The organism is Bradyrhizobium sp. AUGA SZCCT0169 (assembly GCF_018130085.1).
In the GTDB taxonomy this organism is placed as follows: domain Bacteria; phylum Pseudomonadota; class Alphaproteobacteria; order Rhizobiales; family Xanthobacteraceae; genus Bradyrhizobium.
The window spans coordinates 23,883-35,908 of sequence record NZ_JAFCMC010000020.1 but is presented as its reverse complement, the minus strand read 5'-3'; the positions used below and the strand labels follow the sequence as shown (position 1 = coordinate 35,908).

17 protein-coding genes are annotated in these 12,026 nt (G+C 62.8%); 5 read left to right on the top strand and 12 right to left on the bottom strand.

The features are described 5' to 3' along the window. Positions 1 to 58: 58 nt before the first annotated feature. Entirely contained in the window at positions 59 to 937 is an 879-nt protein-coding gene (locus JQ609_RS21720) for a DMT family transporter (RefSeq protein ID WP_212274907.1), read from the bottom strand. 167 nt (positions 938 to 1,104) lie between these two features. Between JQ609_RS21720 and JQ609_RS21715 the strand changes: the two genes are divergently transcribed. Together JQ609_RS21715 and JQ609_RS21710 are read left to right on the top strand one after the other, a co-directional pair. Continuing rightward, positions 1,105 to 1,503 (top strand): RidA family protein, encoded by a 399-nt coding sequence (locus tag JQ609_RS21715; protein WP_212274906.1) that lies wholly within the window; start codon positions 1,105 to 1,107, stop codon positions 1,501 to 1,503. Positions 1,504 to 1,561: 58 nt separating this feature from the next. Then, the gene (locus JQ609_RS21710) at positions 1,562 to 1,780 is read left to right on the top strand and encodes a hypothetical protein (RefSeq protein ID WP_212210390.1); all 219 of its coding nucleotides are present in this window, start codon (positions 1,562 to 1,564) and stop codon (positions 1,778 to 1,780) included. An 88-nt stretch (positions 1,781 to 1,868) separates the two neighbouring features. Here the strand turns inward: JQ609_RS21710 and JQ609_RS21705 are convergent, their stop codons facing one another. From JQ609_RS21705 to JQ609_RS21685, 6 genes are all read right to left on the bottom strand, one after another. Further along, entirely contained in the window at positions 1,869 to 2,426 is a 558-nt protein-coding gene (locus JQ609_RS21705; protein WP_409363423.1) for a hypothetical protein, read from the bottom strand. Beyond that, positions 2,371 to 2,727: a hypothetical protein gene (locus JQ609_RS21700; protein ID WP_212210388.1), complete on the bottom strand. Its 357-nt coding sequence runs from the start codon at positions 2,725 to 2,727 to the stop codon at positions 2,371 to 2,373. The genes JQ609_RS21705 and JQ609_RS21700 overlap by 56 nt, the downstream gene beginning before the upstream one ends. A 228-nt stretch (positions 2,728 to 2,955) precedes the next feature. Beyond that, positions 2,956 to 3,555, bottom strand: a complete 600-nt coding sequence (locus JQ609_RS21695; protein WP_212210387.1) for a formyltransferase family protein — start codon at positions 3,553 to 3,555, stop codon at positions 2,956 to 2,958. Positions 3,556 to 3,703: 148 nt separating this feature from the next. After that, positions 3,704 to 4,114 (bottom strand): hypothetical protein, encoded by a 411-nt coding sequence (locus JQ609_RS35170; protein ID WP_249128272.1) that lies wholly within the window; start codon positions 4,112 to 4,114, stop codon positions 3,704 to 3,706. 6 nt (positions 4,115 to 4,120) lie between these two features. Beyond that, the gene (locus tag JQ609_RS35165; RefSeq protein WP_249128270.1) at positions 4,121 to 4,342 is read right to left on the bottom strand and encodes a hypothetical protein; all 222 of its coding nucleotides are present in this window, start codon (positions 4,340 to 4,342) and stop codon (positions 4,121 to 4,123) included. 105 nt (positions 4,343 to 4,447) lie between these two features. Next, entirely contained in the window at positions 4,448 to 4,690 is a 243-nt protein-coding gene (locus tag JQ609_RS21685; protein WP_212274958.1) for a hypothetical protein, read from the bottom strand. A gap of 145 nt (positions 4,691 to 4,835) precedes the next feature. Between JQ609_RS21685 and JQ609_RS21680 the strand changes: the two genes are divergently transcribed. Continuing rightward, the gene (locus JQ609_RS21680; RefSeq protein WP_212274905.1) at positions 4,836 to 5,240 is read left to right on the top strand and encodes a hypothetical protein; all 405 of its coding nucleotides are present in this window, start codon (positions 4,836 to 4,838) and stop codon (positions 5,238 to 5,240) included. A 72-nt stretch (positions 5,241 to 5,312) separates the two neighbouring features. On the opposite strand, the gene JQ609_RS21675 is transcribed toward JQ609_RS21680, so the two are convergent. Both JQ609_RS21675 and JQ609_RS21670 read right to left on the bottom strand, forming a co-directional pair. Beyond that, positions 5,313 to 5,495, bottom strand: a complete 183-nt coding sequence (locus JQ609_RS21675) for a hypothetical protein (protein ID WP_212037414.1) — start codon at positions 5,493 to 5,495, stop codon at positions 5,313 to 5,315. A 406-nt stretch (positions 5,496 to 5,901) separates the two neighbouring features. Beyond that, positions 5,902 to 6,276, bottom strand: a complete 375-nt coding sequence (locus JQ609_RS21670; protein ID WP_212274904.1) for a hypothetical protein — start codon at positions 6,274 to 6,276, stop codon at positions 5,902 to 5,904. A gap of 422 nt (positions 6,277 to 6,698) precedes the next feature. Between JQ609_RS21670 and JQ609_RS21665 the strand changes: the two genes are divergently transcribed. Then, entirely contained in the window at positions 6,699 to 8,300 is a 1,602-nt protein-coding gene (locus JQ609_RS21665; protein WP_212274903.1) for an alkaline phosphatase, read from the top strand. Between the two features lie 31 nt (positions 8,301 to 8,331). Here JQ609_RS21665 and JQ609_RS21660 read toward each other — a convergent pair whose 3' ends face one another. The 3 genes from JQ609_RS21660 to JQ609_RS21650 form a co-directional block, all read right to left on the bottom strand. Continuing rightward, the gene (locus tag JQ609_RS21660; RefSeq protein WP_212274902.1) at positions 8,332 to 9,039 is read right to left on the bottom strand and encodes a DUF1045 domain-containing protein; all 708 of its coding nucleotides are present in this window, start codon (positions 9,037 to 9,039) and stop codon (positions 8,332 to 8,334) included. 81 nt (positions 9,040 to 9,120) lie between these two features. Further along, positions 9,121 to 10,314, bottom strand: coding sequence for an alpha-D-ribose 1-methylphosphonate 5-triphosphate diphosphatase (locus tag JQ609_RS21655; protein WP_212274901.1), 1,194 nt, complete (start codon positions 10,312 to 10,314; stop codon positions 9,121 to 9,123). Next, positions 10,311 to 10,979, bottom strand: coding sequence for a chloramphenicol acetyltransferase (locus JQ609_RS21650; protein ID WP_212274900.1), 669 nt, complete (start codon positions 10,977 to 10,979; stop codon positions 10,311 to 10,313). Before JQ609_RS21650 ends, JQ609_RS21655 begins: the two co-directional genes overlap by 4 nt. Positions 10,980 to 11,177: 198 nt before the next feature. On the opposite strand from JQ609_RS21650, the gene phnC reads away from it, so the two are divergent. Next, the gene (phnC, locus tag JQ609_RS21645) at positions 11,178 to 11,993 is read left to right on the top strand and encodes a phosphonate ABC transporter ATP-binding protein (RefSeq protein ID WP_212274899.1); all 816 of its coding nucleotides are present in this window, start codon (positions 11,178 to 11,180) and stop codon (positions 11,991 to 11,993) included. Positions 11,994 to 12,026: the final 33 nt, after the last annotated feature.

Here is a 12,026-nt window from a genome sequence, read left to right as displayed (position 1 = left end):
TGAATCTATCCAATATCTCATGAGATCCAGATCACAATTTGGTGGGTAAAATCCAAATTCAGGTTGCTGCCCGCGCGGGAACCGGATTGGTCGGGCGCAAGTTCAGCAGATTGCCGGCTAGGATCAGGATGGCGCCGAGCACGGTGAACAGGTCGAGCCGCTCCGAATAGATCAGCCAGCCCGCGGTGGCGGTCAAGGGAACCCGCAGGAAATCCATCGGGATCACGACCGTTGCATCGGCGTGCCGCAACGCCCGCGCCATGCAGTAATGCGAGAATGTGCCGCAAAACGCGATCACTGCCGCCCAACCCCAGATATAGGCCGGGGGCCACTTCCAGACGTAGAGCGCGGGAATAAATCCGGCCACAGATTGCACCACCAGCATCCAGAAGATGATCGCGACCGCCTGCTCGGTGCGGGTCAGCGACTTCACCATCGCGACCGAAACGCCGAAGCCCACGGCGGCGGCGAGCGCAATCAATTGTCCCGGATTGACTTCGCCGGTGGCGGGACGAACGATGATCACGACGCCTACGACTCCGAGCACAATGGCGGCGATCTTCCACACCGTCATGCGTTCGCCGAGAAACATTGCCGCCAGGATCGCGGTCCAAATCGGCATCGTGAATTCGATCGCAACGACTTGACCGATCGGGATCAGCGTCAGCGCGAAGAACCAGCCGAGTTGCGCGCCGTAGTGAATGATGTTGCGCACGACATGCATGTGCAGCCGAGCGGTCTTCAACACCGAGAACCCGCCGCTGGCCCGGATCAGCGGATACAGCATGAAGAACCCGAGGATGGTGCGCATCTCCATCAGCTGGAACACATTCAGTTCCCGCATCGCCTCGCGGCCAGCGACCACGATAATCAGCATCAAGGCGAGCCAGCCCGACATCCACAGCGCAGCCAGTGATTTGGAAGGTGTGCGGTCCATGCTGACGGCTGAGTTGGTTGACTTGGAGGGGCAGGCCGGTATCGGCGAGCGCCCGGCGATTTGCAACGTGCAAATCTGCGGACGCAGCGATGCGCGGGCGCCAATTTCGCTGTGGGAGGCGGCGCCGGATCGGTGCTAAGGATCGCCCGTCTCAGGAGGACTCATCCATGCGTATCCTACAACCGGCCGAATGGTCGAAACCCCGCGGCTTTTCACACGGTGTCGAGGTCGACGGTCCAGGCAAATGGATCGTGCTGGCCGGCCAGACCGGCGGCGACGAGAAGGGCGATTATCACCCCGACATGGCCGCGCAGGTCGGCACGGCGCTGAAACGGGTCATCAAGCTGCTCGGCGAGGCAGGGGCCGGTCCCGAACACATCGTCCGCCTGACCTGGTATCTGACCAGCCGCAGCGAATATGAGGCGGCGGGCGCCGGCATCGGCGCGGCCTGGAAGGAGACGCTCGGTCGCAACTTCCCGCCATCGACGCTGCTCTATATCGACGGACTGGTCGATGTCAGGGCCAAGGTCGAACTCGAAGTCACCGCTTACGTGCCCAGATCTTAAGTGCCCAAATCCTGAATCGGACTTGAGGCGCACCCGAACAACACAGGAAACATAGTCCATGACCAACCGCTCGACTTCAGAAGCCCGATCGACTTCAGCGAGTTTCGTGACGGCCTTTGCAACCGGCTGGCCCGAAGCCCAACCCGACATCATGGTGCTGTCGCTCACGACCCATAACGGGGTGCAGGATTTTGCCTTCAACAAGGAACAGGCCCTGCTGATCGCAAAGACCATCAAGGATACTGCTGCGAGGCTGGAGACGCCCAAAACCGGCTAGTCACCGCAAATACCGCTCATAACGAAAATCGCCCGCTCTGCAGCGGGCGATTTGGTATTCGGGAGAGTGCGGGCGGACCGCTGCGATTTTACTTCGAAAGCGAAATATTGGCGGCGCGGAACTGGCTGTCGGCCCGGATGCTGACGGACTGCTTGTTGCCGGCTGTCTTGAGCGCGATGTTCGCGTTGAAGCCGGCGGTGACGGCCGTGACCTGGAAATTGCCACCGCCGCCGCGGCCCTGCAGGCTGCCGGTGATGCCGCGGCTGGTTTCGCTCCACTGCCCGACAATCGCGCCGCCCTGGTCGACCACGTTGGCCGTCAGGTTGAACCGATAGGCGTCGCTCGCGCAGGTGAGGCTCATGTCCATCTTGGCGCCCGCAACGTCATAGACCGCGCGGCAGCGGATGCGTTCGTTCGATCCGTCGTCCAGCGTGACGGTGCCGGCGCCGGCCCACTTGCCGGCCATGCCGGCGTAGGGCCCGGAGGACTGGGCATAACTTGCTGGGACTGCAAGCGAAGTCATAAAAAACGCGACGGCTGCAATTGTCAGCCGCCGCGGATAGGCGAAGAAATCTGATGTTCGGCCTGTCTTACTGACGGGAGGCTTCCCATCGACCGCTACACGGTACACCAGCTGATGCCCCATTCCATTTCCCCGATCCGGAGTTGCCACTGAGTTGACCGTTCGCATATGCACCATTGATCGAGACTCGCACAAGTCCCCCGGAACTGACGGTTCCGGAAACCGGGGCGCCGGACCCCGTTACCTTGCCGTCGCTGACCGTGACGGTTGAGGCGGTGCGCGCATCGCAGCTGCCGGTTTTGGTGACGACGGTAACCTGCCAAAGCCCGTCATAGGGCTGCGCGGCGGCGGCGGGAGCGGCCGCGAAGGCTGCGGTGGCAAGAAACGAAGTCAAAAAAAGCTTGCTGATGCGGTTCGAACGCATGGATCAAATCCCCGAAAGATGTGTGTGATGAGCGCGTTATCCGGTCACAATGTGTTCAAACTTTGGTGCGCCGCAAAAACGCGGAAAGTTCCTGTGCACTCAAACACATCAAGGTGAATCCGGTTCCGGCCTCGGAACGAATAAAAGCGCATAATGGGCTCTTTTTCGGGCCATGATTCGGGCCGAAATGCTTAGCTGGGTGAAACGGCCGGATATTCCCCCGTTTGGTCAGTGCCTTGCGTCGGATAGCTTTGGCGCGAGGGTGGCGAATTGCTCGTCCTGGGGCCGGGCCGGCAGGGTCTTGTGGATCCTGGCGTAATCGATGACTTCGCCGAGCAGCTTTTGGCCGAGGGGAGCCAGCGCGCGCTCCCAGAGCTCGCGTGCGGTCTCGCCTTTCTTGACGAAAACCCACTCCTGCGCCGCGATCGCGCCGGCGTCCATCCGGTCGGCGAGGTGGTAGATGGTACCGCCGGCGATCGGATCGCCTTCCTTGATGGTCCATTCGACCGCGGCGATGCCGCGGTGCCGGGGCAGCAGCGAGGGGTGATAGCCGATGCCGCCGAGCTTGGCGACGGCGAGCGCCTCGCGGGTGATGCGGGCGTGGCTGTGGGCCGTCACGATCAGGTCGCTGTCGGGGGCGATTTCCGCTGCTGAGACGAATCTGGCGTCGGCCTGCACGACGACCTCAACGCCGGCGGCCCTCGCTGCGGCGGCCAGCCGGTCTTCGTTGTCGTGGACGACGATCCTCGCGATTTCGACGCCGTGTTCGCGCAGCATGGTGAAGGTCGTCACGCCGAAATGGCGGGAGCCGACGAGGGTGATCCGCATATGTTCCGTCCGTCGTTAGTCAGGCCGATATGCGGATAGCACACCAAAGCCGTCAGACTCGCCGCCGGGGTCGGCTAGTCCGGGTTATCAACAGTCAGGGTTATCAACGAAAGGGCGCACCGGGCAAGTCGGCCTGCCGACGCCGCAATTAGTTCCTGCTGGCACAGCTCTGGTAGGGCGCGGGCTCGCCGGGCACGATCGGACAGACACGAATCGGCTGCAATTGGCGCAACCGCTCCAGCCATTTGGTCTCGTCAATTGTGCTTCGCCCAGTCGCCGGCGTGCGTTCGGCCCATTGCACTGTGTAGTAATCGGCGCTGCCTTTGACGGTGACGATCAGGGTGGTTTCGCTGTGTTTGTCGGCGCTGGTTTCGACCCGGCCGCAGCTTGCCACCGCGACATACGCATCTTGATCGCCGAATTTGGCCGGGCCAAATCCTTGCGCTGCGAAGGTGTCGGGGCAGGCCGACTTGAAGCCACCGACCATCGAGCCCGCAAAGCGCTCCGGCGAAACCCCGGCGTTGCCGGCGGCCCCCTTGGCGCCGGTCACCGTGATCATCTGGGTTCAGCTCTTGACGGTCTCGCCCTTCAGCACGGCCTCGCGAACATAGTTCGTCCCCTTGGTGTTCTCGAACACCGTGGCGAAACTGGCGGGCAAGCTGAACATGACGAGTTGACCGAAGATCGGCGAGATCACCTTGAAAGTCGTGGGGGCCGGGCCTTGGGCCGATGCCGACGTCGCGAGCAGCGCGCACAAGGCCGCCGAGAAAACTGTCACTCTCGTCATTGGCAGCTTCCTCGCCGACTTCGCCGTGCAATCCGCGCGTTCGATCATAGGCCCGCGACGGCGCGCTGCCGGTTGGCGCGTGATCCCAATGGGATCCCCAAGGGGTCAAGTGAGGATACGAAGCTCCGGCCGGCCGCGGGTGCGGGGCTGGTCCTTGGCCGGCTGTGACTGGCGCGTCGCCACCAATTGAAGCTGGGTTCGCAGGTCGGCGCTGCATTGCTTCATCTGATTGCGCAGTTCGCGGCGCGTAAAGGCGGTGAGGGAGGGATCGGCCAGTTGCTGCCAGGCCGAGCGCAGCCATTCCTGCAGGGCGCGGATATCATTATCAAGGATTACGGGCTGGTTCATGCCGCCGAATCTCCAGATGTGATCGCCGCCAAGTTAGGTCTGATTCGTTTACAGATGCCTACTCCGGTAATTGACGGGCGCGACCTTACCCCCGGAACGAGCGCCCCACATGAACGTTGGGCCCACAGCTTTCCCTGGAGATTCAATGTCCGGCCATTCGGCGCTTGTTGGCTTTGCGATGCTTGTCAGCCTGATCGTGCCCGGCACCGCGTTCGCGCAGTTCCCGCCGCCCGCCGGCTCGGCCGGAGCGGGCCGTTCTGCGATCAGCGGCATACCTTACGGTCCGGCCAATCCCAGCGCGGTCGGCGACCCCAGCGGAATCGGAAACGCCTCCCGGATCCCGCCGCCCGGCACCAACAGTCCTGCGCCGTCCCCCAGCTACGGTTCGGTCAATGCGTCGCCGTCGGGTTCGCGCGTCGTCGTGCCGCCCTATGCGGGGGCGTCGCAACGGATCACCGTTCCGCGCCAGGCAAGGTCAAAGAGGCCACCCGTGCGCCCGCGCGGCCGGGTTGAGACCAGCAAGTTCACCGGGATATGTCGGGGCTGCTAGGGGGCGCGTTGCCTCGGGACGCTGCCTTGACGCTGCCTTGGGACAAGGCCATGCGATCGGCAGGAGCCCTGCCTAATGCGGTTGCAGATCGTTCGCCTTCCAGCCGGTGGAAAGCACAAGGAACAAGGCGCGATACGCGTGATAGCGGGCGGCGGGCCGGGTTTTCTCCCGTCCGCCTGCAATCATTTTCCCGCTCTGATCGCGCACTTGCCAGCAAAAGTTCCGGCGGCGCTTGAAGATCACAAATTGCAGCATCGGAGGCCGGAACACCGCGCGGGGCCCATTATTCCAAAGAAAATGCGGGCAATGCATGTTTCGGTTCATGGCGTGCGCTGCTCCGATTGAGAGCGGGAGGAACGTTCAACGCGTTATGGCCGATTCTCTTCCAAAATATCCGATTCGCAGGCTTGATTGCGGATCGTGGGGGCTGGCTCAACGGGGCACGGTGTTGTTGCCCGCCGCTGCGGATTCCGGAGATTCCAAGAATGAAACCCCCGCCGTCCCTGAGGATGGCGGGGGGTATGGGAAAGATGGTGCGAGGCTGGGCGGTGCCCAGGTGTCGCGCCAAGGACCCGCGTGAAATCAGCCCTATCGAACAGTTCCGGGCAAGACGATTTTGTAAGCAATGCTGCCTGCGTTTCGTGCACACTCGACCAATCGATTACTCCGCGATGAATGACGTCGTCTTGGTCCCGGAATCGTAGCGCAGCCTGAGCACGTTGAATTTGCACAGATTGACGTTCTTCCAGAGCACCGATTCATCGTAATTCGCCCAATCCACCTTGATGTTCCAGACGCAGCCGTCCTCATCCTCGTCCTCATCGAATTCAACGTAAGCGGTGTCCTGGTTCTTCAGGGTCTTGTCGAGTTCGTTCTCCCATTCGTCGAGGCCGTCATCGGGCGAATTGAAACCCAAAAACTTGATCGCATAGCCGGTCTCGTTGATGACCGAGACGTTGCGGTTGTCGGCGGCCAAGGCGGGCGCGGCGGCGAGCGATAGTCCAAGCACAATCAACACGGATAAAATCGTTTTCATTTGAAATGCTCCTGGCGGCACAAGGCGTGCGGCGACGCGTTTAGCAACCTTTGCGTTGGCGGTCCTCTCACGCAGCGCACGATGATCGCAATTTGGACATCCGTATTCGTCCGGGTTAGCGGCGCGCGGTTTCGCAATCTATAACGGCCTCGCTAACAGCGGGGGGCAGGGCGTTCGCTCATCACAGTGAACGCCATTCCACTGGAGGCTCACGAGGCCCGGACTCCTAGGCACTCCGGGCCTCGTCTACCTCCCCCACACATCCGCACATCCGCTCAGCAACCGACGGCGAGTTCACCGCTGAGATTGCGAACACCTTCATTCTGTAGCGGCCGCGCGGTTCATCCGACTGTCGCAAAACCTTCGGGCTGCGGTCAATTTGGACAGGCACCCTTCGTCGCGATTCGACGAGGATGCCTTGAATGCCGATTGGAATACGCGCGACGCAAGACCTGACTGGACAAGGCTTGACCAGACGTCAATTGCTGGTTCGATCCGCATCCACCGCCGCGGTCGCAGCGTTGGGAAGTGTTGCCAAGCCCTATGTCAGCCGCGCCGCGGATCGTCCGCACATCGCCGGCGGGATCGCGTCAGGCGACGTCTCGGCCGATTCCGCGGTGATATGGGCAAGGGCCGATCGGGCCGCACGCATGCAGGTGGAGTGCTCGATCGACGAGAGCTTCAAGTCCATCCTTCGCGTCGCATGGTCGGAAGCGCTGCCCGAGCATGACTTCACCTCGAAGCTTTTGCTCGATGGCCTTCCTCCGGGGCGGGATATTTTCTACCGGGTGCGTTTCGCTGATATCGGCGAGTTCGGGGTTTCGGGTGAGGCACAGGTCGGCCATTTCCGTACCGCGCCGGTGGCGCGACATGCGGTCTCGTTCGTGTGGTCGGGCGATACCGCTGGCCAGGGCTGGGGCATCGATCCCGCCCGCGGCGGCATGCGGACTTACAAGACCATGCTCGTAAACCGCCCGGACTTCTTCATCCATTCCGGCGATCACATCTACGCCGACTGTCCGATCGAAGCCGAATTGAAGCTGCCGGACGGAGGCTTGTGGCGGAACATCGTCACCGAGGACAAATCCGTCGTTGCCCACAGCCTCGCGCAATATCGCGCCAACTACAAATACAATCTGCTCGACGAGAATCTGCGCGCCTTCAACGCGCAAGTGCCGATGCTCGCGCAGTGGGACGATCATGAAGTGACCAATGACTGGGCGCCGATCGGCACCGCCGACGAGACCGGCTACGCCGAAGACGGCAGCTCTCACCTGGTGGCGCGGGCGGCCCGCGCGTTCCATGAATTCATGCCGATCCGCAACCTGGCTGGGCAGGCGGGGCGGATCTATCGCAAGGTCGCCTATGGGCCGCTGCTCGACGTCTTTCTGATCGACATGCGCAGCTACCGCGATTCGACGTGGAATAATCGCGACGACCGCAGCGACACCTGCATTCTCGGCCCGGCGCAACTGGCCTGGCTGAAGCGTGAACTCACGGCGTCCGATGCGACCTGGAAGGTCATCGCCGCCGACATGCCGATCGGATTGATCAGCGAGGATGCGATCGCGCTTGGCGACGGCCCGCCGGAGCGGCGCGAATGCGAGATTGCCGATCTGCTGTCCTTCATGAAACGCATGGGCATCAGCAACACCGTGTGGCTGACGGCCGACATGCATTACACGGCCGCACATCGCTACCATCCGAACCGCGCGGTGTTTCAGGATTTCGAGCCGTTCTGGGAGTTCGTCTCCGGACCGCTGCATGCGGGGACCTGGGCGCCGGCCCCGCTGGACAATACGTTCGGACCGGCGGTGGCGTTCCAAAAAGGCTGCAGCGCGGAGCAGGGCGAAAACCTCGCGCCGTGTTTCGGACTTCAGTTCTTCGGCCGGGTTGATATCGATGGCCAATCGGAGGTCATGACGGTGACCTTGAAGGATGTCGACAATCTGGATCTATGGTCGGTGGATATCGACCCGCGGCCGGATGGACGGCAGAAGCAAGTGCTGTCTCAACACATCTGATCCGCCTGACGCGGCGGCAATGCGGTTGCGCCTAACCCTGGCCTGGCATGAGGACGAATTGCCTGGCGATCCGGAAGCGGGAATCCGCGCTGTCCTGACGGAATAGCGCGAGCCGGTCGATCGCGAGCGTATCGAGGCCGAGCGTGGAAAACCTATTCCTCAGCATCGCCAGAACGGTCTCCAGCCGGCTTGCGTCAAGCCGGCCTGTTAACGTCATGTGGAATCGAAACTCTTCCATCACGTAGGGATAGCCCCAGCGGTCGAGATGAGCGCGCTGCGCCGATGTCAGGCGGGAAGGATTGCGGCGCGCACGGTCCGCTTCAGTGAGCGGCGCACGGAACATATCGAATTCGCTGACGCTGTCGGCCGCAAGCCGGATCAAATCACGCGGCGGCTCTGCCGGGATGACAGCAATGAAGCCGCTGATCGAGCCGACCACCGGCCTGATCACTGGAATCGCCCGGGCCGTTGCGGCGAAGGCGGCACACGCCGCGAGGAGTTCTGCTTCAGTCCTGCCTTGTGCCAGCGAGAAGGGTGCCTTCAGCGTGGCGTGAAAGCCGTATTTGCGGGGATCGGCGGTCAGGTCCTGCCAATCCGGCGCAGCGCTGGCGACATCTACCGGAAACGGCAGGTCTTCGCCGCCGAAGGCGTCATAGCCAAGCAACTGCGAGCCGAAGCGGTTGAGATCGCTGGCCTGCGCCGGGGCGTAGTAGATCGCGTAACGCGGATAATTCGACATCGGTGCAGACTAAAGCGTTTTCGAGCGAAGTGGAGCCCGGTTCGCGTGAAGAAAACGCGTCAAGACAAAAGACTCGGCGCGTCAGGCGGCCGCAACCGTCTTGCGCGGCGCCGTTGAGGGACTGCGCAGGCGGCCAGCCTCTGTCAGATGCACGAGGCGTCCCGCGGCCATGACGGCGACGACACGCGGCCGCAACGGCACCCTGTCATCGACGAAGATGATGTCGGCACGCTGGCCGGCGGCGAGAACGCCGCGATCGGTGAGGCCGGCGGCGCGGGCGGGGGCTGACGATGTCAGCTGCCAGGCCTCGGCCAGCGGCAGCACGCCATCCGCAGCAAGACGGAACGCTGCCAATAGCTGCGCCGGATAATAATAGTCCGACGCCAGCACCGAGCATAAGCCCTTGGCGATCATGTCGGAGGCCTTGGTCCAGCCGGTATGACTGCCGCCGCGGACGACATTGGGCGCGCCGAACACGATGAAGTCGCCGGCCTCTGCCGCCTCACGTGCGGTTTCCTCGTTGACCGGAAACTCGGCGATGCCGACGCCCTGCGCCCGAAACGCCTTCCGCATCTCGGGGCTCTCGTCGTCATGCGAAAGCATGCGCACGTTGGCGTCACGCGCCGCTTTCGCCAGCCGGGCGATCGAGGCCGGCACCTCGTGCGCGCGGCCGACGACGCTCGCCACCAGCAAATCGAACGCCTCGTTCGAAAGCCCGGTGCGCTCGACCATGCGGCTGCGCTTTTGCGGCTTGTCGAGGTTGGCGACCGTCGCATCCATATGGTCGTTGAACGCGAACAGGTCGATGCGCCCGTCCGACAACCATTCGATGATCTCGGCTTCGGCGTCGAGATTGTAGGTCTCGTGACGCAGATGGAAGCGGGTGTCGGCCGAAAGCTGCGGCCGCATCGACTCGATCGCTTCCAGGAGCCGCCTTGCATTATCGCCAGAGCGCAGGCCCGGCTCCCACGACCACGTCGTGCCGTGATAGACGGTGGTGATCCCGTTGCTGATCGCCTGCCGGTCGCTGTCACCAAGGGCGACGTCGATCGGGAAATCGACGCCCGGGCGCGGCATCATCTGCCGTTCGAACGCATCGCCATGAAGATCGACGATCCCCGGCAACACCAGCAAGCCGCCGGCGTCGATGCCCAGCGAAGCGCGGCCCTGGTCGACGCCGATGGCGCTGATGTCACGGCCAGCGATCCGCAGCGAGGCCTCGTGGATTTCTTGGCCGAGCAGGGCCCGGCCGCCTTCGATGAAAATGTCAGTCACGATGCTGCCCCCTGATGCCTGATCTGCGCGCGGACCGAGCCCGTGCCTGCTTCGTATTTTGCCAGAAAATCCTCTACCGTGAGCTTGCGGAAATCGGGCAGGGCGCAGCGCAGCGTCTCATGGTCCCAATTCCACCAGGCAAGCTCGGCGAGCCGGCCGGCGACCTCTTCCGAAAACCGCCGCTTGATCGGCCGCGCCGGATTGCCGCCGACGATGGTGTAGGCCGGGACGTCCTTGGTCACGATCGCGCCGGCGGCGACCACGGCGCCGGTGCCGACGTTGCGGCCGGGCAGGATGATCGCGCCATGGCCGATCCAGACGTCATGGCCGATATGGATTTGGTGCGCGCGCCGCCATTCGAAGAACGCGGCGTCGTCGCTCTCGCCGGAAAAATAGGCCCTGGCCCGGTACGTGAAGTGCGCCTGAGTCGCGCGGTGCATCGGGTGATTGCCCGGATTGATCCTGGTCATTGCCGCGATCGAGCAGAATTTGCCGATGGAAGTGTAGGTGATCTGGGCGTCATTGACGACGTAGGAATAGTCGTCTATCGACACTTCATGCAGGATCGTGCGCGCGCCGACTTCGCAATAGGCACCGAGCCGGGTGTCGTGCAATTTCGCCGTGGGATCGACGGTCGGGTCGACTGAAAGCATTTTGCCGGCCATACGGGCGTCTCTCCGCGACAAAGGTGGTGTCACGATGGCACGTCATCAATGGGCATGATGACATCTTCGTGACGGTTGCATGACGGATATCGCGTGGGCGATGAGGGTGTGGACGACGCCGCACCGCAGCGTGATTGTCACACAACTGTAAAGTCCAATCGCTAGCGATGATCCACGAGTGGGATTCTGGAGCATTGCATGCTGGTAGTGGAAGGTTTGACGTGCCGTTTCGGCACAAAAGCCGCAGTGGATGATGCGTCATTCTCAATCGCGCCCGGCAGCTTCGTCGGCGTGATCGGCCGCTCCGGCGCCGGCAAGTCGACGCTGCTGCGGATGATCAATCGCCTCGCGGAGCCTTCCGAAGGCCGCATCCTGTTTGAAGGCGTCGACGTGACCGCGCTGCGCGGCAAGGATTTGCGGCAGTGGCGCGCGCGCTCGGCGATGATCTTTCAGCAGTTCAATCTGGTCGGCCGGCTCGATGTGCTGACCAATGTGCTGATGGGGCGGCTCGCCGAAATCCCGTCCTGGCGTTCGCTGACGCAAACCTGGCCCGAACGGGACAAGGCGCTGGCGATGTCGGCGCTCGAGCAGTTCGACATGGCTTCGCTTGCAGCCCAGCGCGCCGACCAGCTCTCCGGAGGTCAGCAGCAGCGGGTCGCGATCGCGCGTGCGCTGGTGCAGGAGCCGGATATCATTCTCGCCGACGAGCCGATCGCTTCGCTCGATCCACGCAACACGAGGATCGTGATGGATGCACTGCTGCGCATCAACAAGCATTTCGGCATCACCGTGATCTGCAATCTGCATTCACTCGATCTGGCGCGAGCCTATTGCGACCGCCTGATCGGCATGTCCGCGGGTCGCATCGTGTTCGACGGGGCGCCGGCGACGCTGACCGACCTCATTGCGCGCGAGCTTTACGATCTCGAAGCCAACGACGTCATGGGCGCAGCACCCGCACATGCGCCCGATGGAGCCGCCGTCCCTGAGCTGGGCACTGCGGCGGCGGCCTGAGCGTTTCGTCTGTAACAGGGCGGCCGCTTGCAA